General features: G+C 31.1%; 33 protein-coding genes. 31 read left to right on the top strand and 2 right to left on the bottom strand.

Annotation, left to right across the window (positions count from 1 at the left end; translation table 11 throughout):
- Positions 1-530: 530 nt before the first annotated feature.
- From rpsJ to KJQ99_RS04655, 27 genes are all read left to right on the top strand, one after another.
- Positions 531-842: a 30S ribosomal protein S10 gene (gene rpsJ / locus KJQ99_RS04785; RefSeq protein ID WP_214116107.1), complete on the top strand. Its 312-nt coding sequence runs from the start codon at positions 531-533 to the stop codon at positions 840-842.
- A 9-nt stretch (positions 843-851) separates the two neighbouring features.
- A complete protein-coding gene (gene rplC / locus KJQ99_RS04780) occupies positions 852-1,427 on the top strand; it encodes a 50S ribosomal protein L3 (RefSeq protein WP_214116105.1) in 576 nt (191 codons plus the stop codon).
- On the top strand, positions 1,424-2,035 hold the full coding sequence (gene rplD, locus KJQ99_RS04775; protein WP_214116103.1) for a 50S ribosomal protein L4: 612 nt from the start codon (positions 1,424-1,426) through the stop codon (positions 2,033-2,035). Before rplC ends, rplD begins: the two co-directional genes overlap by 4 nt.
- A gap of 1 nt (position 2,036) precedes the next feature.
- On the top strand, positions 2,037-2,318 hold the full coding sequence (locus tag KJQ99_RS04770) for a 50S ribosomal protein L23 (protein ID WP_214116101.1): 282 nt from the start codon (positions 2,037-2,039) through the stop codon (positions 2,316-2,318).
- A 1-nt stretch (position 2,319) separates the two neighbouring features.
- Entirely contained in the window at positions 2,320-3,150 is an 831-nt protein-coding gene (gene rplB, locus KJQ99_RS04765) for a 50S ribosomal protein L2 (protein ID WP_214116098.1), read from the top strand.
- Between the two features lies 1 nt (position 3,151).
- On the top strand, positions 3,152-3,433 hold the full coding sequence (gene rpsS, locus KJQ99_RS04760; protein ID WP_214116097.1) for a 30S ribosomal protein S19: 282 nt from the start codon (positions 3,152-3,154) through the stop codon (positions 3,431-3,433).
- Between the two features lie 10 nt (positions 3,434-3,443).
- Positions 3,444-3,782 (top strand): 50S ribosomal protein L22, encoded by a 339-nt coding sequence (rplV, locus tag KJQ99_RS04755; protein WP_214116095.1) that lies wholly within the window; start codon positions 3,444-3,446, stop codon positions 3,780-3,782.
- A gap of 1 nt (position 3,783) precedes the next feature.
- The gene (rpsC, locus tag KJQ99_RS04750) at positions 3,784-4,482 is read left to right on the top strand and encodes a 30S ribosomal protein S3 (RefSeq protein ID WP_214116093.1); all 699 of its coding nucleotides are present in this window, start codon (positions 3,784-3,786) and stop codon (positions 4,480-4,482) included.
- Between the two features lie 2 nt (positions 4,483-4,484).
- On the top strand, positions 4,485-4,910 hold the full coding sequence (gene rplP / locus KJQ99_RS04745; protein WP_214116091.1) for a 50S ribosomal protein L16: 426 nt from the start codon (positions 4,485-4,487) through the stop codon (positions 4,908-4,910).
- Entirely contained in the window at positions 4,897-5,082 is a 186-nt protein-coding gene (rpmC, locus tag KJQ99_RS04740; RefSeq protein ID WP_214116089.1) for a 50S ribosomal protein L29, read from the top strand. Before rplP ends, rpmC begins: the two co-directional genes overlap by 14 nt.
- Positions 5,083-5,092: 10 nt before the next feature.
- Positions 5,093-5,344, top strand: coding sequence for a 30S ribosomal protein S17 (gene rpsQ / locus KJQ99_RS04735; RefSeq protein WP_214116088.1), 252 nt, complete (start codon positions 5,093-5,095; stop codon positions 5,342-5,344).
- On the top strand, positions 5,344-5,712 hold the full coding sequence (gene rplN, locus KJQ99_RS04730; RefSeq protein WP_214116086.1) for a 50S ribosomal protein L14: 369 nt from the start codon (positions 5,344-5,346) through the stop codon (positions 5,710-5,712). The genes rpsQ and rplN overlap by 1 nt, the downstream gene beginning before the upstream one ends.
- Positions 5,712-5,945 carry a 50S ribosomal protein L24 gene (gene rplX, locus KJQ99_RS04725; protein ID WP_214116077.1) on the top strand — a complete coding sequence of 78 codons (234 nt, stop codon included), beginning with the start codon at positions 5,712-5,714 and terminating at the stop codon, positions 5,943-5,945. The genes rplN and rplX overlap by 1 nt, the downstream gene beginning before the upstream one ends.
- 1 nt (position 5,946) lies before the next feature.
- Positions 5,947-6,492 carry a 50S ribosomal protein L5 gene (rplE, locus tag KJQ99_RS04720; protein ID WP_214116075.1) on the top strand — a complete coding sequence of 182 codons (546 nt, stop codon included), beginning with the start codon at positions 5,947-5,949 and terminating at the stop codon, positions 6,490-6,492.
- 1 nt (position 6,493) lies between these two features.
- The gene (locus KJQ99_RS04715; protein ID WP_172234194.1) at positions 6,494-6,679 is read left to right on the top strand and encodes a type Z 30S ribosomal protein S14; all 186 of its coding nucleotides are present in this window, start codon (positions 6,494-6,496) and stop codon (positions 6,677-6,679) included.
- Between the two features lie 9 nt (positions 6,680-6,688).
- Entirely contained in the window at positions 6,689-7,084 is a 396-nt protein-coding gene (gene rpsH, locus KJQ99_RS04710; protein WP_214116073.1) for a 30S ribosomal protein S8, read from the top strand.
- A 62-nt stretch (positions 7,085-7,146) separates the two neighbouring features.
- On the top strand, positions 7,147-7,683 hold the full coding sequence (gene rplF / locus KJQ99_RS04705; protein ID WP_214116071.1) for a 50S ribosomal protein L6: 537 nt from the start codon (positions 7,147-7,149) through the stop codon (positions 7,681-7,683).
- A 10-nt stretch (positions 7,684-7,693) separates the two neighbouring features.
- A complete protein-coding gene (gene rplR, locus KJQ99_RS04700) occupies positions 7,694-8,050 on the top strand; it encodes a 50S ribosomal protein L18 (RefSeq protein ID WP_214116069.1) in 357 nt (118 codons plus the stop codon).
- A 9-nt stretch (positions 8,051-8,059) separates the two neighbouring features.
- The gene (gene rpsE / locus KJQ99_RS04695; protein ID WP_214116067.1) at positions 8,060-8,503 is read left to right on the top strand and encodes a 30S ribosomal protein S5; all 444 of its coding nucleotides are present in this window, start codon (positions 8,060-8,062) and stop codon (positions 8,501-8,503) included.
- Positions 8,504-8,506: 3 nt separating this feature from the next.
- Entirely contained in the window at positions 8,507-8,908 is a 402-nt protein-coding gene (gene rplO / locus KJQ99_RS04690) for a 50S ribosomal protein L15 (RefSeq protein ID WP_214116065.1), read from the top strand.
- Positions 8,908-10,170, top strand: a complete 1,263-nt coding sequence (gene secY / locus KJQ99_RS04685; RefSeq protein WP_214116056.1) for a preprotein translocase subunit SecY — start codon at positions 8,908-8,910, stop codon at positions 10,168-10,170. The genes rplO and secY overlap by 1 nt, the downstream gene beginning before the upstream one ends.
- Entirely contained in the window at positions 10,167-10,766 is a 600-nt protein-coding gene (locus KJQ99_RS04680) for an NlpC/P60 family protein (RefSeq protein ID WP_214150166.1), read from the top strand. The genes secY and KJQ99_RS04680 overlap by 4 nt, the downstream gene beginning before the upstream one ends.
- A complete protein-coding gene (locus KJQ99_RS04675) occupies positions 10,756-11,475 on the top strand; it encodes a glutamate racemase (RefSeq protein ID WP_214150165.1) in 720 nt (239 codons plus the stop codon). Before KJQ99_RS04680 ends, KJQ99_RS04675 begins: the two co-directional genes overlap by 11 nt.
- Complete coding sequence (locus KJQ99_RS04670) at positions 11,468-12,070, top strand: MBL fold metallo-hydrolase (protein ID WP_214116043.1); 603 nt, start codon at positions 11,468-11,470, stop codon at positions 12,068-12,070. The genes KJQ99_RS04675 and KJQ99_RS04670 overlap by 8 nt, the downstream gene beginning before the upstream one ends.
- Positions 12,064-12,363 (top strand): hypothetical protein, encoded by a 300-nt coding sequence (locus KJQ99_RS04665; RefSeq protein WP_214120231.1) that lies wholly within the window; start codon positions 12,064-12,066, stop codon positions 12,361-12,363. Before KJQ99_RS04670 ends, KJQ99_RS04665 begins: the two co-directional genes overlap by 7 nt.
- Positions 12,350-13,111: a type I methionyl aminopeptidase gene (gene map / locus KJQ99_RS04660; RefSeq protein ID WP_214116039.1), complete on the top strand. Its 762-nt coding sequence runs from the start codon at positions 12,350-12,352 to the stop codon at positions 13,109-13,111. The genes KJQ99_RS04665 and map overlap by 14 nt, the downstream gene beginning before the upstream one ends.
- Positions 13,112-13,114: 3 nt before the next feature.
- Positions 13,115-13,495, top strand: a complete 381-nt coding sequence (locus KJQ99_RS04655; protein WP_214150164.1) for a hypothetical protein — start codon at positions 13,115-13,117, stop codon at positions 13,493-13,495.
- A gap of 44 nt (positions 13,496-13,539) precedes the next feature.
- On the opposite strand, the gene glmS is transcribed toward KJQ99_RS04655, so the two are convergent.
- Complete coding sequence (gene glmS, locus KJQ99_RS04650) at positions 13,540-15,318, bottom strand: glutamine--fructose-6-phosphate transaminase (isomerizing) (RefSeq protein WP_214150163.1); 1,779 nt, start codon at positions 15,316-15,318, stop codon at positions 13,540-13,542.
- A 92-nt stretch (positions 15,319-15,410) separates the two neighbouring features.
- Between glmS and mqnE the strand changes: the two genes are divergently transcribed.
- The 4 genes from mqnE (at position 15,411) to KJQ99_RS04630 (ending at position 18,853) form a co-directional block, all read left to right on the top strand.
- Complete coding sequence (gene mqnE / locus KJQ99_RS04645) at positions 15,411-16,475, top strand: aminofutalosine synthase MqnE (RefSeq protein WP_214116032.1); 1,065 nt, start codon at positions 15,411-15,413, stop codon at positions 16,473-16,475.
- A gap of 214 nt (positions 16,476-16,689) precedes the next feature.
- On the top strand, positions 16,690-18,039 hold the full coding sequence (locus KJQ99_RS04640; protein WP_214116030.1) for an NCS2 family permease: 1,350 nt from the start codon (positions 16,690-16,692) through the stop codon (positions 18,037-18,039).
- Positions 18,040-18,050: 11 nt separating this feature from the next.
- Entirely contained in the window at positions 18,051-18,491 is a 441-nt protein-coding gene (locus tag KJQ99_RS04635; RefSeq protein WP_214116028.1) for a phosphoribosyltransferase, read from the top strand.
- Positions 18,488-18,853, top strand: coding sequence for an HIT family protein (locus tag KJQ99_RS04630; RefSeq protein WP_214120236.1), 366 nt, complete (start codon positions 18,488-18,490; stop codon positions 18,851-18,853). The genes KJQ99_RS04635 and KJQ99_RS04630 overlap by 4 nt, the downstream gene beginning before the upstream one ends.
- A 38-nt stretch (positions 18,854-18,891) precedes the next feature.
- Here the strand turns inward: KJQ99_RS04630 and KJQ99_RS04625 are convergent.
- On the bottom strand, positions 18,892-19,081 hold a 190-nt coding region (locus KJQ99_RS04625), incomplete at its 5' end, for a hypothetical protein (RefSeq protein WP_214150162.1).

Raw genomic sequence — 19,081 nt, 5'->3', positions numbered from 1 at the left:
CTATTACAAGATAATAAAGTATTGTAAAAATTTATGATTTAATTTTTTCCGAATTTAAAATAAAAATTCGGAAAAAATTATTATTCAATAAATTATATATAGTTTTAACAAGTATTAAAATTTTTATTAATTTTTTGAGATTTAATACTTGTTGCTTATATCAGCAAATAGATTTTATACAAAATACTATTTTATTGATTATTAATTTTTATTAGTGATTTTGTTTCATACTAAGTATTATTAATAATTTTCTAATTTTTGCTTTTTTAGATATATTTTTGTATATATCTTATCATAATGAGTAAAAATTTATATTAGTATATTTTAAAATAAATTTAGTATTTTATAGTTTATAATTTTTATTTTTATCTTTTTAAAAAAGACAAAAAATATGAAAAAATTTATTTTTTCTTGACAAATAAACTTATATTAAATACACTTGCGAACCTATTTTAGTTTTTGTGATACTTATCACATGTTCTTTAATGGGTTGGCTTAAATGCCAACGAGTTCTTTTAAAAGGAAAAATTATGGAAAGAATTAGGTTAAAGTTAAAAGCTTATGACCATAGGGTTCTAGATCGTACAGTTGCGGCAATTGTTGAAGCCGTTAAGAGAACTGGTGCTGAAATTAGAGGTCCAGTGCCAATGCCTACAAAAATAAAGCGTTATACCGTTTTAAGATCTCCGCACATCAATAAAGATTCAAGAGAACAATTTGAAATGAGAATTCACGCTCGTATGATTGATATTTTGGCTGCTACTACTGACACCGTTGATAGCTTAACAAAGCTTGATTTGGCACCAGAAGTTAATGTTGAAGTTCGTGCAATGGGCAAGTAAGGATAGAGTATGGAATATATTGTTGAAAAAATCGGAATGAGTAGAACAATTAACACATCTAGCACTCCTGTAACATTACTTAAGTTAGTAAAAACAAAAGTTTGCGAACTTAAAGATGGTAAAGCTATCGTTGCTTACGCACAAGGTAAACATCAAAACAAGTGCATAGCAGGTCAGCAAAAAAAATACAGCCTAAGTGCAGAGTTTAACAAATTTGCTAGTTTAGAAGTAGCAAATAAAGAAGCAGGCGACATTGACACTACACCTTTAGCTGAAGCAAAAGTTTTAAAAGTAAGCTTTAATTCAAAAGGTAGAGGTTTTGCAGGTGTTATTAAAAGACACGGATTTGCAGGTGGTCCAGCAAGTCATGGTAGCCGTTTTCACAGACGCTCAGGTTCTATAGGTAACCGCGAGTGGCCAGGTCGTGTTCAAAAAGGACGCAAAATGGCGGGTCATTTTGGTAATGAATTAGTTACTGTTAAAAATGAAGTTGTTTCATTTGACGCTGAAAATGGTGTTTTAGTATTAAAAGGTAGCGTTGCAGGTTATAATGGTGCAATGGGTAAAGTAAGGATTGTAAAATGAAAGTATGCGTATTAAACGATAAATTTGAAAAAGCTAGCGAGCTTGATTTACCAGCAAGATACGCTGAAGTAAATCCTCATAACCTTTATTTATATGTAAAATCATATCAAGCTAGCATGAGAGCAAATACAGCTCATACTAAAGGTAGAAGTGATGTTAGCGGTGGTGGTAAAAAACCATGGAGACAAAAAGGTCGTGGCGGTGCTCGTGCAGGTTCAACTAGAACTAACGTATGGGTAGGTGGTGCAGTTGCATTTGGTCCAACAAATAATAGAAACTATTTTCAAAAAGTAAATAAAAAGCAAAAGAGATTAGCATTTGAAAGAGCTTTAGCTGATAAAGCAAATGCAAACGCAATATTTGCAGTAGATAATATAGTTATTGAAAGTGGTAAAACAAAAGATGCAAGAGCTATGATTAATAAAATAGGTGTTAAAGATGCTTTAATAGTTAAATCATTATTAGATGAAAAAACATTATTAGCATTTAGAAATCTTGCAAATTGTTATGTTGTTGATATTACTGAAGTAAATGCTTATTTATTAAGTATATTTAACTCAGTTATTATTGAAAAAGATGCTTTAGCATCAATTACGAAAGAGGGCTAAGATGGCTGATATCACAGATATAAAAAATATAGTTTATACAGAAAAAACTTTAGGCCTTCAAGAAAGTGGCGTAGTAGTTATTCAAGCTAGCCCTAAAATGACAAAAAATGGTCTAAAGCAAGTGTTAAGAGAATATTTTGGTATCGTTCCTTTAAAAATAAATTCATTAAGAATGGATGGAAAAGTTAAAAGATTTAGAGGAATTGAAGGCCAAAGAAGTGACTTTAAAAAGTTTTATGTAAAGCTACCTGAGGGTGCTAGTTTAGAGAATAAGGAAGGCTAAGATGGCTATTAAAACTTATAAACCATATACCCCAAGCAGAAGATATATTACAGGTGTAAGTAGCGATGATATTACAGCAAAAGCTAGTGTTCGCTCATTACTTGTAAAACTTCCAGCTGCAGCAGGTAGAAATAACAACGGAAGAATAACAAGTCGCCATAAAGAAGCAGGTGCTAAAAAACTATATCGTATCATTGATTTCAAAAGAAATAAATTTGGAATTGAAGGTCGTGTAGAAGCTATTGAGTATGACCCATACAGAAATTGCCGTATCGCATTAATTGCTTATAAAGATGGTGAAAAAAGATATATTATCCAACCTCGTGGTTTAGCAGTAAATGACATTGTTTGTTCAGCTGCTGAAGGTTTAGATATTAAACCAGGAAATGCTATGAAATTAAAATCAATTCCTGTAGGTACAATTATCCATAACCTTGAGTTAAAACCAGGTAAAGGTGGACAAATGATTCGTTCAGCAGGTTCTTTTGCTCAATTAATGGGTAAAGAAGAAAAATATGTAATCGTTCGCTTACAATCAGGTGAAATGAGAAGAGTATTAGCTGAATGTATGGCTAGTATTGGTGAAGTTGGTAATGAAGATTGGGCTAACGTTACAATCGGTAAAGCAGGACGCAATAGACATAGAGGTATTCGCCCACAAACTCGTGGTAGTGCAATGAACCCAGTAGATCACCCGCATGGTGGTGGTGAGGGTAAAAAGAACTCAGGTCGTCACCCAGTTACACCTTGGGGTAAACCAACTAAAGGTGCTAAGACTCGCCGTAAAAAGGCTAGCGATAAGCTAATAATATCAAGAAGAAAAGGAAAATAAGATGGCTAGATCATTAAAAAAAGGTCCTTTTGTTGATTCTCATGTTATGAAAAAAGTTATCGCAGCAAAAAAAGCTAACGATAATAAACCAATTAAAACTTGGTCAAGAAGAAGCACTATAACTCCTGATATGATCGGTCTTACTTTTAACGTTCATAATGGTAAAAGCTTTATTCCAGTATATGTAACTGAAAATCACATAGGTTATAAATTAGGTGAATTTGCACCAACTCGCACATTTAAAGGCCACAAAGGTTCTGTGCAGAAGAAAATTGGAAAATAAGGGGTAGTAGATGAGTAAAGCATTAATTAAATTCATAAGACTATCACCAACTAAGGCAAGGTTATTAGCAAGAGAAGTTCAAGGAATGAATGCTGAATTAGCAATGGCTAGTTTAAAATTTATGCCAAATAAAGCAGCAAAATACATTTCTAATGCAATTTCAAGTGCTGTTGCAAATGGTGGATATGAGCCAAGTGAAGTTGTAGTAAGTTCATGCCGTGTTGATGCAGGTGCAGTTCTAAAAAGAATTAGACCAAGAGCAAGAGGTAGTGCAAGTCGCATTAGAAAACCAACTGCTCATATTATGGTTGAAGTAAGCAGAGCAAAAACTGAAAGTAAGGAAAGCTAAAATGGGACAAAAAGTAAATCCGATCGGTCTTAGACTAGGAATTAATAGAAATTGGGAATCAAGATGGTTTCCAGCTAAAGCTAGTTTAGCACAAAGCATAGGCGAAGATTATAAAATCCGTGCTTTTCTTAAAAAAGAGCTATACTATGCAGGCGTTAGTCAAATAATAATAGAAAGAACTGCTAAGAAATTAAGAGTTACTGTAGTTGCAGCTCGTCCTGGAATTATCATTGGTAAAAAAGGTAGTGATGTTGAAGTAATTAAAACAAAACTACAAAAAATTATCAATAAAGAAGTAAATCTTAATATTAAAGAAGAGCGTCGTGCTAATGCATCAGCTCAATTAGCAGCAGAAAGTGTTGCAACTCAACTTGAAAAGCGTGTTGCTTTCCGCCGTGCTATGAAAAAAGTTATTCAAAATGCACAAAAAGCAGGAGCAAAAGGTATTAAAGTTAGCGTTGCAGGTCGTTTAGGTGGTGCTGAAATGGCTAGAACAGAGTGGTATCTTGAAGGTCGTGTGCCTTTACATACTTTAAGAGCAAAAATTGATTATGGTTTTGCTGAAGCTCATACAACTTATGGAAACATAGGTATTAAAGTATGGATATTCAAAGGTGAGGTATTACATAAAGGTGTTCAAGCTGATAAAACTGAAGAGCCAGCAGCAAAGAAGACAAGAAGAACCAGAAGAGGTAAATAATTATGTTGATGCCAAAAAGAACAAAATTTAGAAAAATGATGAAAGGCCGCAATCGTGGCTATGCTTGCCGTGGCACAAAACTTGCTCTAGGTGATTATGCTTTAAAAGCTACTGAGGGTGGTAGAGTTAATTCACGCCAAATTGAAGCAGCTCGTATTGCTCTAACTCGTCATGTTAAAAGACAAGGTAAATCATGGATAAGAGTATTCCCAGATAAACCTTTAACTAAAAAACCACTTGAAACAAGGATGGGTAAAGGTAAAGGTAGTGTTGAAGAATGGGTAATGAATATTCAACCAGGCAGAATTCTTTTTGAAATGACAGGCGTTAGTGAAGATATGGCTAGAGAAGCTCTTGCACTTGCTATGAGTAAATTACCATTTAAAACTAAGTTCGTTACAAGAGAGAGTGAAAATGAAATATACTGAGCTAAAAGATAAAACAGCAGAAGAATTAAATGCTATGTTAAAAGAGAAAAAGGTGCTTTTATTTACACTAAAACAAAAGCTTAAAACGATGCAGCTTACAAATACAAATGAGCTTCGCGTAGTAAGAAAAGATATTGCTAAAATCAATACTGCAATATCAGCTATGAAATAAGGGGCTAATTATGAGTTTTAAAAGAGAAATACAAGGCGTAATCGTTGCAAAATCAGGTGATAAAACAGTTAGTGTTCTAGTTGAGCGTAAAGTTGTTCACCCAAGATATAGAAAGATTGTAAAACGCTTTAAAAAATATTTAGTTCATGATGAAAAAAATACTGCTAATGTTGGCGATACAGTTGTGGCAATTGAATGCAGACCATTGTCAAAACGCAAATCTTTTCGTCTTAAAACAATCTTAGCAGCAGGAGTTGAGTAATGATTCAAAGTTTTACAAGGCTTGTAGTTGCTGATAATAGCGGCGCAAAAGAAATTATGTGTATAAAAGTATTAGGTGGTAGCAAGAGAAGATATGCTACTGTAGGTGATGTTATAGTTGCATCTGTTAAAAAAGCTTTACCAAATGGTAAAATTAAAAAAGGTCAAGTAGTTAAAGCTGTAATCGTAAGAACTAAAAAAGAAGTTCAAAGAGAAAATGGCTCATTAATTCGTTTTGATGAAAATGCAGCAGTTATTTTAGATGCTAAAAGAGAGCCAGTTGGAACTCGTATTTTCGGGCCAGTTGGTAGAGAAGTAAGATATGGTGGCTTTATGAAAATTGTTTCACTAGCTCCGGAGGTTTTATAATGGCTGTTAAATTTAAAATTAAAAAAGGTGATAATGTAAAAATTATCGCAGGTGATGATAAAGGTAAAACAGGTGTTGTAAAGGCAGTTTTTCCTAAGAAAAATCAAGTAATCGTTGAAGGTTGCAAAATTGCTAAGAAAGCAGTTAAACCAAGCGAGCAAAATCCACAAGGTGGTTTTGTAAATAAGGAAATGCCTATGGATATTTCAAATGTAGCAAAGGTGGAGGCATAATATGAGATTAAAAGAAAAATATGTTAATAGCATTAAGCCTGCTATTGCTAAAGAATTTGATATTAAAAATCCTATGTTAATTCCTGCTATTGAAAAAATTGTAATTAGCGTTGGTTTAGGTGCTGAATTTACTAAAGATCAAAAAGTATTACAAAGCATTGTTGATACAATTAGTTTAATTTCAGGACAAAAAGCAGTTGTAACTAAAGCTAAAAAATCAGTTGCTGGTTTTAAAGTAAGAGATGGTTTCCCTGTTGGTGTAATGGTAACTTTAAGAAAAGACAATATGTATGCGTTTTTAGATAAGTTAATTTCTATTGCATTACCAAGAGTTAAAGACTTTAGAGGCCTAAGTAGAGATGGTTTTGATGGTCGTGGAAATTATAGCTTCGGTTTAAATGAACAATTAATGTTCCCTGAAGTTGTATATGACCAAATTTTAAGAACCCATGGTATGAATATAAATGTTGTAACAACAGCAAATAGCGATAAAGAGGCATTAAGATTATTAGAATTATTCGGTGTGCCTTTCACAAAAGGAAAGTAATATGGCAAAAAAATCAATGATAGCAAAAGCTGCTCGTCCAGCTAAGTTTAAAGTTAGAGCTTATACAAGATGCCAAATTTGTGGTCGTCCACACTCAGTATATAGAGATTTTGGAATTTGCCGTGTGTGCCTAAGAAAAATGGCTAATGAAGGATTAATTCCTGGTCTTAAGAAAGCTAGCTGGTAAGGAGAAGTTATGATTAACGATTTAATTTCAGATTCACTAACTCGTATTAGAAATGCAGCACTTCGTAAATTAGATACAACAAAATTACTACATTCAAAAGTTGTAGAATCTATTGTTGATATTTTTAAAGCGAAAGGTTATATTGAAGATTATAGCGTTGTTGAAGAAGATAAAAAGAAATTCATCAATGTAGTTTTAAAATATGATGAAAAAGGCAAAAGCGTTATTAATGAAATAAAGCGTGTTAGCAAACCTGGTCGTAGAGTTTACCGTGGTAAAGATGAAATCAAAAGATTTAAAAACGGTTATGGAACAATAGTTGTAAGTACAAGCAAAGGTGTTATTAGCAATGAAGTTGCTTATAAAGAAGGCATCGGTGGCGAAGTACTTTGCACTATTTGGTAATTAATGCTTTTTATGGCATTCGGAAAGCTTAAGCTTTCCCTAGACAAATAAAAAGGAAAAATATGTCAAGAATAGGAAAACAACCAATTGAAATTCCAGCTGGAATTTCAGCTAAAGTAGATGGTAATGTTCTTAGTTTTACTAAAGGAAATGTAAAAAAAGAACTTGATTTTAAAGGCCATGTAAATGTAGAAGTTAAAGACAATCAAGTAGTATTCACTCCAAAAAGTGATGATAGAAGTTCAAGAGCTTATTGGGGAACTTACAGAGCTTTAGCTAATAATATAGTAATAGGTCTTACTCAAGGATTTAAAAAAGTATTAGAAATAAATGGTGTTGGATATAAAGCTGCAATGAAAGGTAAAACTTTAGAAATGGCTTTAGGTTACTCACATCCAGTAATTTTTGATGCTCCAGAAGGCATTGAAATAGCAGTTGAGAAAAATACTATCGTAATTACAGGTGCTGATAAGCAAGTAGTAGGTCAAGTTGCAGCTAAAATTCGTGAATTTAGACCACCTGAGCCATATAAAGGTAAAGGTATTAAGTATTCAGATGAGCGTATTATTCGCAAAGCTGGTAAAACATCTAAGAAGTAAGGGATAAATAATGAGAGCAAATATCTTAAAAAGAAAATTATCTCTTAGAATTAAGAGAAAAAAGAGAATTCGTGCAAAAATTAGCGGTTGTGCAACTTTACCAAGAGTATCTATTTTTAAATCAAATAGAACGCTTTATGTTCAAGCAATTGATGATGTAAAAGCTCACACAATAGCTAGCGTAAATGGTAAAAAATTAGGCATTAAAGCAAATATTGAAGGTGCTAAGAAATTAGCAGCTGAATTTGCAAAAAGCTTAAAAGCAGCAAAAATTGAAGAAGCAGTTTTTGATAGAAATGGTTATTTATACCATGGTGTTGTAGCAGCTTTTGCTGATGCTTTAAGAGAAAACGGTATCAAACTATAAGGATAAATTATGGAAAAATATAATAGAGAAGAATTTGAAGAAGTAATTGTTGATATCGGTAGAGTTACAAAGGTTGTTAAAGGTGGTCGCCGCTTTAGATTTACAGCACTTGTAATTGTAGGTAATAAAAATGGCCTTGTAGGTGTTGGTTATGGTAAAGCTAAAGAAGTTCCTGATGCTATTAAAAAAGCAGTAGATGATGCGTTTAAAAATATCATTTCAGTTAAACTTCGTGGCCAAACAATCCCACACGATATTGAAGTAAAATACAATGCAAGCCGTATTTTATTAAAACCTGCTAGCGAAGGTACTGGAGTTATCGCAGGTGGTTCAAGCCGTCCAATTATTGAACTTGCAGGTATTAAAGATATTCTTACAAAATCACTTGGTTCATCAAATCCAGGCAACGTTGTAAGAGCTACAATCAAAGCTTTAAGTATGTTGAAAGGATAAAAAATGGGACTTGAAAATTTACAAAAAGCAGCAGGCTCTACTCATAAAACAAAAAGAATAGGCCGTGGTCAAGGTTCTGGCTGGGGAAAAACTGCTACAAAAGGTGGCAAAGGTCAAACAGCTAGAAAAGGTTATAATGAAAAAAGAGGTTTTGAAGGTGGTCAGCAACCACTTCAAAGAAGATTACCTAAAGTTGGTTTTACTTCTAAGTTTGAAAAACCTTATGTAATTAATGTTGAAAAAGTTACAGCTATTAAAGAATTAAAAGAAATTACTTTTGAAAGCTTAAAAAGTGTTCATAAATTTTCTTCAAGCGTTAAGAAAATAAAATTAATTGGCGCAAGTGCTAGTTCATTAGTAGCAAAAATCAAAGACGAAAACATTAAAACTAGCGGAAGTAAATAATGAATAAAAATCTTGCCAATAAAATTTTTATAACATTGGCGCTTTTATTTGCTTACAGGATACTGGCTTACGTGCCAGTTCCTGGCGTAAATGTAGATGTAATTAAAGAATTTTTTGAATCAAACACAAATAATGCTTTAGGTATGTTTAATATGTTTAGTGGAAAAGCTGCTGAGCGTTTATCAATCATATCTTTAGGTATAATGCCTTATATTACTTCATCAATTATTATGGAATTACTTGCAGCAACATTTCCAAATATCGGTCGTATGAAAAAAGAACGCGATGGAATGGTTAAATATATGCAAATTATTCGTGTAGCAACTATTGTAATTACTTTAATTCAAAGTGTTGGAGTTTCAGTAGGGCTTCAAAGCTTACACTCAAGAACAGGTGAAGCTGCTATTATGATTGATTTTAATACATTTATAGCTTTAAGCGCTGCTAGTATGTTAGCTGGAACTATGTTGCTTATGTGGTTAGGCGAGCAAATTACTCAAAGAGGTATTGGCAATGGTATTTCATTAATTATTTTTGCTGGTATCGTTTCGGGAATTCCTAGTGCGATTTCTAGCACAATTAACCTTGTAAATACTGGTGAATTAAATTTCTTAGTAGTAATTGGTATTGCCTTAGTTATTATTGCAGCTATTGGTGCTATTATTTATGTAGAATTGGGAGAAAGAAGAATTCCAATTTCTTATAGTAGAAAAGTTTTAATGCAAAATCAAAATAAAAGAATTATGAACTATATTCCTATTAAATTAAATTTAAGTGGTGTAATTCCTCCAATTTTTGCTAGTGCAATTTTGACATTTCCTGCTACTGTTTTACAATCAAGTACAAATGAATACATTATGAAAATTAATGATATTTTCAATCCAAATGGTTATGTATTTCATATTTTTACATTCTTTTTTGTAATCTTTTTTGCATATTTTTACGCATCAATTGCATTTAATGCAAAAGATATTTCAGAAAACCTAAAAAAACAAGGTGGTTTTATTCCAGGTATTCGTCCAGGAGAAGGAACAGCTTTATATTTAAATGAAATTGCAAGTCGCTTGACATTAAGTGGCTCAATATATTTAGCAATTATCGCTACGCTTCCTTGGCTTTTAGCTAAATTTATGGGAGTTCCATTTTATTTTGGTGGAACATCAGTTTTAATTGTTGTTCAAGTAGCACTTGATACAATGAGAAAAATTGAAGCTCAAATGTATGTGAATAAATATCAAACCTTAAGTGCAGTAGGCTTATGATTATAAATAGGCAAATATTTTTGCCGATTATTTTGGCTATATTTTTTGTGGCTTGTTCACAAAATATAGCCAACAATAACTATGAAAACTATCAAAATAAAATCAATGGTGTAGTGTTAATTGATGATGTTTATTCTAATTATCCAGCACAAATGTTTACTCCTAATGCTATTTTTGATACTAAATTGGATATAGAAAAAGTACAACAAACAAATAAAATTGTAGAGCGTATTTTAAATTCTTCAAGTGAGTGGAGATACACTCCTTATAGACTTGGCGGCACTAATAAAAACAAAGGTGCGGATTGTTCTTTTTTTACTCAAGAGATTTATAAACAAGTATATGGATTTAATCTAAGTAGAAGCACAAAAGAACAAAGATTAGGTGGTAAAAAAGTTTCAAAATCTAAGCTTAAAGCAGGAGATTTAGTGTTCTTTAGAACAGATGGACCTTTTGGCTTACATGTTGGAATTTATCTTGAAAATAACAATTTTATACATTTATCTTCAAAAGGTGGAACAAGAATTCAAAGCCTTAATGTAAGATATTGGAATACAAGATATTTAGATGCAAGAAGGTATATAAATGCTAAATAAAATAGCAATTTTTGATAGTGGTGTAGGTGGGCTTGGAACTTTAAAATTATTAGTAAAAAGCCGTGTAGCAAAAGAAATAATTTATTATGCTGATAATAAAAATGTCCCATTTGGAACTAAAAGCAAAGAAGAAATTTTAAAAATCGGTCAAAATGCAATTAATTATCTAACAAATTTAAATGTAGATTTGATTATTTTAGCTTGTAACACAGTTAGCTCAATTTTAAGCGAGCTAAATGTAGCTATTAAAGTTCTTCCTATAAGTGATTATGGTATTTTAGGGCTTAGCCAAATTGCTAATAATCAAAATTCTTTAGTAGTAGCTACAAAAGCAACTCTTAGCTCAGGGCTTTATCAAAATTCTTGTAAAAAATATAATATAAAAGCTGACTTTATAAGTCCTATTTCTTTTGTTCCTATTGTTGAGAGTATGGATTATTCTAAAGCGAGTGAAGATTTTGCAAATTATTTTAATAAAAATAATTATGATTATATTCTTTATGCTTGTACTCATTATCCATTTTTAGAGCAAGAATTTAAAACTTATTTTCCTAAAGCCACATTGATTGATCCAGCAAAAATTTTAGCACAAACTATGCAAGATGAATTTTTTAATAAAGATTTTAAATCAGAAATTATAATTGATTTTAGAGCTAGTAAAGATACTAAGATATTAAAAGATTTTTATGAAAGGATTAAAAATGTATGAGATTTTAGTAAGACCTTGTGGAGATTACGCTACAAATTGTTATATTGTAAAGCACGAATTAGGAGATATTGTAATAGACCCAGGCAAAGGTGCTTTAAGTTTTATTAAAGAAAACTCAAGCAAAGTTCTAGCAATTTTAAACACTCACGGACACCACGACCACATATGGGACAATAAATTAGTAGCACAAGAATTTAACGCTCCTTTATACACCCCAAAAGATGATATATTTATGTTAAAAAATCCTTTTTATGGTTTTTTGCCAAGCGATGATATAGCAATAGCTGTTGAAGACAAAGAAGAATTAGTGTTTAATGGTTTAAAATTTACTTTTCATCATTTTGCAGGTCATACTCCAGGTTGTTCTATGATTGAATTTGATGATGTTTATTTTAGTGGGGATTTTTTATTTGAAAGAAGTATAGGCAGATGGGATTTTGAGTTCTCAAATGCTGATGATATGGTAAATAGTCTTGAAAAAGCAAAGAATTTAAAAGATGATTTTTATTTACTACCAGGTCATGGAAATCAAACAAAAGTTAGTTTAGAAAAACCACATTTTGATTCTTGGATAAGATACATTAAGCAATGTTAATAATAGAATTAATTTTAGTATTTTTTGGTTTGATGGCTTGGTTTTTTCAAAAAGCATCACCAAAAAATGAAAAAATAGAAAGACTTAGTAGAAAATGTCCTTGCACAAGAATGGCTAATACTGGGCTTTTAACTAAAATATTTCTTTATTCAGCCATTGGTATAATTATAATTAATGCTTCAATGTTAGACTATGTGGGTTTTAATAAAGATAATATCTCTCAATTTATAATAGCCTTAGTGCTTGTATTTTTGGGATATAAAGTAAGAAAGGATGAATATGATAGAAATTAAAAAACCAGCAGAAATAGAAAAATTAAGAGTAGCTAATAAAATGGTTGCAAAAACGCTAGATTATCTTGAAACTTTAATAAAACCAGGAATTTCTTTAAAAGAATTAGATAAAGCTGCAGAAGATTATATCTTAAGTCTTGGTGCAAAACCAGCTTTTAAAGGGCTTTATGGTTTTCCGGGTGCAATTTGTGTTAGTCTTAATGAAACTTGCATTCATGGAATTCCTGATGATAGAGTTTTAAAAGAAGGCGATATTGTAAGTTGCGATGTTGGAACTTTCATAGATGGATATTATGGAGACGCTGCTAGGACTTATGGTGTTGGCAAAATCTCTAAAAAAGATGAAGAATTAATTGCTTGTAGCAAGGATTGTTTGCTAAATGCAATAAGTAATATTAAAGATGGTATGAGATTTAAAGAGCTTAGCAAGATTTTAGAAGACTTTATTCGCTCTCGTGGTTTTGTTCCACTAGAAGGATTTTGCGGACACGGCATTGGTAGAAAACCACACGCAGAGCCTGAAATACCAAACTATCTACACCCAAATGATAGTATTAAAAATGGTCCAAAGATTAAAAATGGAATGGTATTTTGTATAGAGCCTATGATTTGCCAAAAAGATGGAAGACCTAAAAATCTAAAAGGTATGTGGGAAACTGCTTCAGCAGATGGATTAAACACTGCTCATTATGAACACTGCGTAGCTATTGTAAATGGAAGAGCCGAGATTTTATCAATTAATGAGTAATTTATGGATGCGAAAATAATTAAATCTAAATTAGATTTTAGCAGTGTTTTGTATTTTGTATTTATTTATTTGATTATTGCAATAACACAAGGAGCTTTTAAAGCAGGCTTTGTTTATTTAAGCATATTTTTCTCAATTTTGCTTGTGATTTATATTTATGATATGCCTATAATTAAAGTGATTTTGTATAAAGATAAAATTGGAGTTAGATTTATATTTTTTACAAAATACATAAAACTAAGCGATATTAAAAGCTATAAAAGAAAAAAGAGAATTTTAAAAATCAAAACCAATGGCTTATTTTATTCAAATATAAAATTAAGAAATTTTCATACAAATAGCCTTGATGAAATAGAGCAACACTTAAATGCTATAAATGAATAAAAATTATGGAATTTAAATTAGGAAATTATCCTAATTTAAATTCTTTATTCAACCGTTACGCTTTTTGCTAGATTTCTTGGCATATCTACATTTGCACCAACACGATTTGTGATTTCTAGTGCAAATAATTGCATAATTACCATCATTTCAAAAAACTCGCTTAGATAATGTTCTTGTTCGCTTGTTTTTATAAAATCATCAGCTTCGCTAAACTCAATAGGAGAAATTGCTAAAATATTTGCATCTCTTGCACTTAATTCTAAGACATTTGAGCGAGTTTTATCATATAAAATATTTTTTGGCATAAATGCAATTGTAAATAATTCGCTATCGGCAAGTGCAATAGGACCATGTTTCATCTCTCCTGCTGCGTAGCCTTCTGCGTGCATATAGCTTATTTCTTTTAATTTTAATGCTGCTTCAAGTGCAAGTGGATAAAATAAATCTCTACCTATAAAGAAAAATCCGTGTCCGTGTAAGTATCGCTTGCTTAAGCGTTTTAGTTTATCGTGAGTATTTTTATTTACTTTTAATACATTAGATAAATCCTTAATAGCAAGTAATTCTTTTTTAATATCTAAATTAGGATTTTTATTTAAATACAATGCTAGTAGCCATAGATTTAGCATTTGAGCGCAAAATGCTTTAGTGCTTGCTACACTTTTTTCAATCCCTGCACGAATTAAAATACAATAATCAGCTTCTCTTGCTATGCTTGAATTATCAACATTGCATAATGCTAAAGTTTTAAGCCCAGCATTTTTTGCTATTTTTAAAGCTTCAAGAGTATCAGCTGTCTCGCCGCTTTGAGATATACAAACGAATAAAGCATTTTTATCTAAAAAGCCATTTTTATATCTAAACTCACTTGCTATTTCTACACGGCATTCAATATTAGCACTTCTTTCATAAATATAGCTAGATGCTAATGCTGCGTGATAGCTAGTGCCACAAGCACAAATTATGATTTTACTAAAGTCTTGATTTAAATTCTTTAGCTCATCAAAACATACTTTATCATTAATAATTCTTCCTATTAATATATTTTGAACGATTTGGCTTTGCTCGTAGATTTCTTTTTCCATAAAAGTATCAAACCCATCTTTTAAAGCACTTTCTTTATCACAATTTAATTCTTTAAACTCAACAACACCATTTAATAAATGAATTCCATTTTTATCTAAAAAGCCAAAATCTCCATCGTTTAAATAAGCAACTTGTTTGCAAATTCCAACCAATGGAGCATCACAAGATGCCATATAAAACTCACTATTATTTGAGCCTTTTCCTATTATTAGTGGTGCGTTTTTCTTAGCAAAAAATATAGTATTCGGAGCTTTTTTTGTGATTAATAATATTGCATAAGCTCCATCAATTTTTTTAATAACTTCACTAAAAGCTTTTTCAGGGCTTAAAGTATTTGCGTATTTTTCAAATAAATGAACAATTACTTCTGTATCTGTTTGCGAATTAAAATGTGTGGTTTTTAGTTCTTCTTTTATTTCTTTATAATTTTCTATAATTCCATTATGTATTACGCAAGAATATTCGCCGTAATGTGGATGAGAATTTGTATCATCAGGTTTTCCGTGAGTTGCCCAACGAGTATGACCTATGGCTACACCTTCATCATTAAAGTTTAGATTTTTCATAAAATTTGCTAGGTTCTCTAATTTTCCCGCCTTTTTAAAAAAGCTTAATTCATTATTTTCTAACACAGCCATACCTGCACTATCATATCCACGATATTCAAGCTCTTTTAAGCCGTTTAGTATAATTTCTTTTTTTTCTAATTGTCCTAAATACCCAACAATTCCGCACATTTTTAATCCTTTAATAATAAAAATTACGCTAATTTATAGTAAGTTGTTAAACAAAGATAAATATAATCACTTTTCTTTTTTAAGGATGGTAAATGGATATTTTAGAAGCGTTAGATGAAGGCAAAAGATTAAGCGAAGAAGATTGTTATAAGTTATACGATTTAGATTTGCAAGTCTTAGGATTTTACGCTAATAAAAAGAGATTAAAACTTCACGGAAAAAAAGTTTATTTTAATTGTAATCGTCACATAAATCCTACAAATATGTGCGTTGATACTTGTGCTTTTTGTGCATTTTCAGCTCATAGGCACAATCCAAATCCATATCATCTAACACACGAAGAAATCTTAAAAATAGTTGATGATACCGTTACTCGTGGGACAAAAGAAATACACATTGTTTCAGCTCATAATAAAAAAGGTGGTTGGGAATGGTATTTTGAGATTTTTAGAAAAATTAAAGATAAATACCCACATTTACATATTAAAGCAATGACAGCTGCTGAAATTAATTTTATTGCAAAGAGTTTTTTTGATGGAGATTATTCTGCAGTAATTGACAAAATGCTTGAATATGGAGTTGATTCTATGCCGGGTGGCGGTGCTGAAATTTTTGATGAAAAAGTTAGAAATGAGCTTTGTGCTAGCAAAGTTAGTTCTGATAATTGGCTTAAGATTCATGGGCTATGGCATCAAAAAGGAAAACAAAGTAATGCAACTATGCTTTTTGGACACATTGAAAGTCGTGAGAACAGAATTGACCATATGCTAAGACTAAGAAAACAACAAGATATTAGCAAAGGTTTTAATGCTTTTATTCCGTTAGTATGGCAAAAAGACAATTCGTTTTTAAAGGATTTAAAACCGCTTGGAAGTATAGAAATTCTAAAAACTATTGCAATAGCAAGGCTTGTTTTAGACAATATTTCTCATATTAAAGCTTATTGGGCGACTTTAGGATTAAACCTTGCAATGGTGGCTCAAGAATACGGAGCAAATGACCTTGATGGAACAATAGAAAAAGAAAATATCCAAAGTGCAGGTGGTGCAAAAAGTGCGAATGGCATTACGCTACAAGACTTCATAGACAATATCAAAACATCAAATTTAATTCCAATAGAAAGAGATAGTTTATACAATGAGATTAAGGAATATTGATTGAATTCTTTATATGTTTTTAGCTCCATTTTAAAAACATCATTCAAACTCATTATGCAATTAATATATGATTGCAAAAAATATACTTTCAAACATTTTAATCTAATAATTTCTTACTACAAACAAAAGGATACTGCTATGAGCTAGAATTTTTAATCTTATTGTGTTTAATCTTAGGTGCTTTACGCTAAATATTTTTTTATAAGGGAAAAAAATGGACTTTTTTAAGTTAAAAGAAAACAATACAAGTGTTAAAAATGAGTTTAATGGTGCTTTAGCAACATTTTTATCAATGCTTTATATTATTCCAACTAATGCTTTTATAGTAAGCAATACAGGGCTTAGTGTAGAAGCTTTAATGCTAGCAACTGCTTTAGTAACTATAATAGCAACTGCATTTACAGGACTTTTTGCAAATTCTCCAATAGCAATGAGTACAGGTATGGGGCTTAATGTATTTTTTACATTTTCAATGTGCAAAGGTCAAGGAATTCCTGTTGAAACTGCTTTAGGTGCTGTTTTTATAAGTGGTTTTATATTTTTAGTTCTTTCTTTTACAAATTTTCGTATTTTTATTTTAAAAAGTATTCCTGAAGATTTTCGCCGTGCTATAAGTGCTGGTATTGGGTGCTTTCTAGCGTTTATGGGGATGAATCAGGCTCATATTGTTACGGCTGATCCTGTAACTCTTTTAAAAATAGGTAATTTTGCAGACCCGAATGTGTTATTTTGTTTATTTGTATTATTTTTAATTGTTTGTTTTTGGGCTTGGAAGATTAAAGCAGGTTTTATTTTAGCGGTTTTAATAGGTAGTATTATCGCTTGGACTTTTGGAATAGGTGGAGCAAAATTACCAAGTGAATTTGTGGCAATTCCAAATTTTAGTGAAAAAGATGGGCTTATGAGTATTTTTGCAAAACTTGATATTATGAGTGCTTTAAGTTTATCGGTATTACCTGCAGTAATGACACTTTTTGTAACTCAATTATTTGATAGTATAGGCACGATTACTGGTGCTGGAATTAGGGGCGGAATATTTAAAAATAAGACAAAATCAGACGGAACTCTTGATGATAGTGGAGATAAAAAATTAGGTAAAACTATGATAGCTGATGCGGCAGGAACTTGTATCGGAGCAGTTATTGGCACATCAACCGCAACTGCATTTGTAGAAAGTAGTGCTGGTATAGAAAGTGGTGCTAGAACAGGACTTAGCAATATATTTTTAGCGGGAATGTTTTGTCTTTGCATATTCTTTTTACCATTTTTCCAAGCAATTCCTGTTAATGCTATTTATCCTATCTTGATAATGGTTGGAATTTTAATGTTTATGGAAGTTAGCAATATTGATTTTAAAGACCCTGCAAATAGTGTTGCTACGTTTTTTACAGTAATTATGATGCCATTTACTTACTCAATTACTACAGGTATTGCTTTTGGATTTATTTCTTATGTATTAGTTAGATTATTAAGAAAAGAATTTAATAAGCTAAGTAGTGGTATAATCGTTATCTCTATTATTTGTATGGCAGTGTTCTTGCTACAATTTATGAAATTTAATTAAAAGGTAAAACTATGTATAAATATACTTACGATGAATTTAAAAATGACTTTGAGCCGTTTGCAAAACGCATTCAAGATGAGTTCAACCCAGACGCTTTTGTAGGTGTTGCTCGTGGTGGTCTTACACTTACTCACGCATTATCAACTGCGCTTAAAAGCAGAAATGCTTTTGTATTAAATAGTATTCATTATGACGGGCAAAAAAAATTAGATACTATTGAAATTACTAATATTCCTGATTTAAGTAAAGCTAAAAAAGTTTTAATCATTGATGATATCGTAGATAGTGGTGAAAGTCTTGATGCAATTCGTAAAAAAATCTTAGAAATTTACCCACATTTAGAAGTTAAACTTGCTGTTATTTTTTATAAGCCAAGTGCTATTATAAAACCTGAATTTTGTGTAAAAGAAGCTAAAGAATGGATTAGTTTCTTTTGGGATTTTGAAGTATGATTTATGAAAATAGTTTTTGCTATATTAAACGCCACGAGAGTTCTATCCCGTGGCTAGAAATCCATGCAAAAGACGAATACAAAGAACTTAGTAATGATGAAGAAACAAGCCTAAAAATTTTTAAAATTGCTATGCTTATAGAAAAAGAAATGATTAATTTTTATAAGCCAACTAAGATTAATCACGCTTCATTTGCTAACTACTTGCCTAAAGCCCATTGGCATATAATGGCTAGATTTAGTGATGATGGATTTTATCCTGAATGTATGTGGGGTAAGCAATTAGGGGATTTAAAAGATTATAGAGCTAGTTTTGATGAATTTTGTGATATTTTAGTAGCTAAGTTAAAGAATTTTAAATAAGTAGAAATCATATTTAATTTTTACTTATTTAAAACATATTACTTTCTTAAATCTTTTAATAAAATCTTATTCTCTGCTGATATTTTTGCACTATAACTTATCTTTTGAAACATCATTGATAAAGTTTCATTATCTAATTTTTTAATTTTTAAAAAATTAAAAGTTTCATCAAAATTATTACTTAAAAGTTCTGTAAAATACCAAGCTCTAGCCATATTTATATAATAT

This window comes from Campylobacter sp. 2018MI13, assembly GCF_018501135.1.
In the GTDB taxonomy this organism is placed as follows: Bacteria; Campylobacterota; Campylobacteria; order Campylobacterales; family Campylobacteraceae; genus Campylobacter_E.
Note: the sequence above shows the minus strand (reverse complement) of the source record. Positions and strands in the feature narration are given on the sequence as shown.

Bases quoted from the DNA above. Each gene is read 5' to 3' on its own strand.
- glmS (WP_214150163.1), bottom strand. From the start codon at position 15,318: ATGTGCGGAATTGTTGGGTATTTAGGACAATTAGAAAAAAAAGAAATT.
- rplP (WP_214116091.1), top strand. From the start codon at position 4,485: ATGTTGATGCCAAAAAGAACAAAATTTAGAAAAATGATGAAAGGCCGC.
- KJQ99_RS04675 (WP_214150165.1), top strand. From the start codon at position 10,756: ATGCTAAATAAAATAGCAATTTTTGATAGTGGTGTAGGTGGGCTTGGA.
- KJQ99_RS04640 (WP_214116030.1), top strand. From the start codon at position 16,690: ATGGACTTTTTTAAGTTAAAAGAAAACAATACAAGTGTTAAAAATGAG.
- KJQ99_RS04635 (WP_214116028.1), top strand. From the start codon at position 18,051: ATGTATAAATATACTTACGATGAATTTAAAAATGACTTTGAGCCGTTT.
- rpsE (WP_214116067.1), top strand. From the start codon at position 8,060: ATGGAAAAATATAATAGAGAAGAATTTGAAGAAGTAATTGTTGATATC.
- rplN (WP_214116086.1), top strand. From the start codon at position 5,344: ATGATTCAAAGTTTTACAAGGCTTGTAGTTGCTGATAATAGCGGCGCA.
- KJQ99_RS04670 (WP_214116043.1), top strand. From the start codon at position 11,468: ATGTATGAGATTTTAGTAAGACCTTGTGGAGATTACGCTACAAATTGT.
- rplD (WP_214116103.1), top strand. From the start codon at position 1,424: ATGAAAGTATGCGTATTAAACGATAAATTTGAAAAAGCTAGCGAGCTT.
- rpsJ (WP_214116107.1), top strand. From the start codon at position 531: ATGGAAAGAATTAGGTTAAAGTTAAAAGCTTATGACCATAGGGTTCTA.
- rplO (WP_214116065.1), top strand. From the start codon at position 8,507: ATGGGACTTGAAAATTTACAAAAAGCAGCAGGCTCTACTCATAAAACA.
- map (WP_214116039.1), top strand. From the start codon at position 12,350: ATGATAGAAATTAAAAAACCAGCAGAAATAGAAAAATTAAGAGTAGCT.
- rplB (WP_214116098.1), top strand. From the start codon at position 2,320: ATGGCTATTAAAACTTATAAACCATATACCCCAAGCAGAAGATATATT.
- rplF (WP_214116071.1), top strand. From the start codon at position 7,147: ATGTCAAGAATAGGAAAACAACCAATTGAAATTCCAGCTGGAATTTCA.
- secY (WP_214116056.1), top strand. From the start codon at position 8,908: ATGAATAAAAATCTTGCCAATAAAATTTTTATAACATTGGCGCTTTTA.
- mqnE (WP_214116032.1), top strand. From the start codon at position 15,411: ATGGATATTTTAGAAGCGTTAGATGAAGGCAAAAGATTAAGCGAAGAA.
- rplX (WP_214116077.1), top strand. From the start codon at position 5,712: ATGGCTGTTAAATTTAAAATTAAAAAAGGTGATAATGTAAAAATTATC.
- KJQ99_RS04680 (WP_214150166.1), top strand. From the start codon at position 10,167: ATGATTATAAATAGGCAAATATTTTTGCCGATTATTTTGGCTATATTT.
- KJQ99_RS04770 (WP_214116101.1), top strand. From the start codon at position 2,037: ATGGCTGATATCACAGATATAAAAAATATAGTTTATACAGAAAAAACT.
- KJQ99_RS04715 (WP_172234194.1), top strand. From the start codon at position 6,494: ATGGCAAAAAAATCAATGATAGCAAAAGCTGCTCGTCCAGCTAAGTTT.
- rpmC (WP_214116089.1), top strand. From the start codon at position 4,897: ATGAAATATACTGAGCTAAAAGATAAAACAGCAGAAGAATTAAATGCT.
- rplC (WP_214116105.1), top strand. From the start codon at position 852: ATGGAATATATTGTTGAAAAAATCGGAATGAGTAGAACAATTAACACA.
- rplE (WP_214116075.1), top strand. From the start codon at position 5,947: ATGAGATTAAAAGAAAAATATGTTAATAGCATTAAGCCTGCTATTGCT.
- rplV (WP_214116095.1), top strand. From the start codon at position 3,444: ATGAGTAAAGCATTAATTAAATTCATAAGACTATCACCAACTAAGGCA.
- rplR (WP_214116069.1), top strand. From the start codon at position 7,694: ATGAGAGCAAATATCTTAAAAAGAAAATTATCTCTTAGAATTAAGAGA.
- KJQ99_RS04665 (WP_214120231.1), top strand. From the start codon at position 12,064: ATGTTAATAATAGAATTAATTTTAGTATTTTTTGGTTTGATGGCTTGG.
- rpsS (WP_214116097.1), top strand. From the start codon at position 3,152: ATGGCTAGATCATTAAAAAAAGGTCCTTTTGTTGATTCTCATGTTATG.
- rpsH (WP_214116073.1), top strand. From the start codon at position 6,689: ATGATTAACGATTTAATTTCAGATTCACTAACTCGTATTAGAAATGCA.
- rpsQ (WP_214116088.1), top strand. From the start codon at position 5,093: ATGAGTTTTAAAAGAGAAATACAAGGCGTAATCGTTGCAAAATCAGGT.
- rpsC (WP_214116093.1), top strand. From the start codon at position 3,784: ATGGGACAAAAAGTAAATCCGATCGGTCTTAGACTAGGAATTAATAGA.
- KJQ99_RS04630 (WP_214120236.1), top strand. From the start codon at position 18,488: ATGATTTATGAAAATAGTTTTTGCTATATTAAACGCCACGAGAGTTCT.
- KJQ99_RS04655 (WP_214150164.1), top strand. From the start codon at position 13,115: ATGGATGCGAAAATAATTAAATCTAAATTAGATTTTAGCAGTGTTTTG.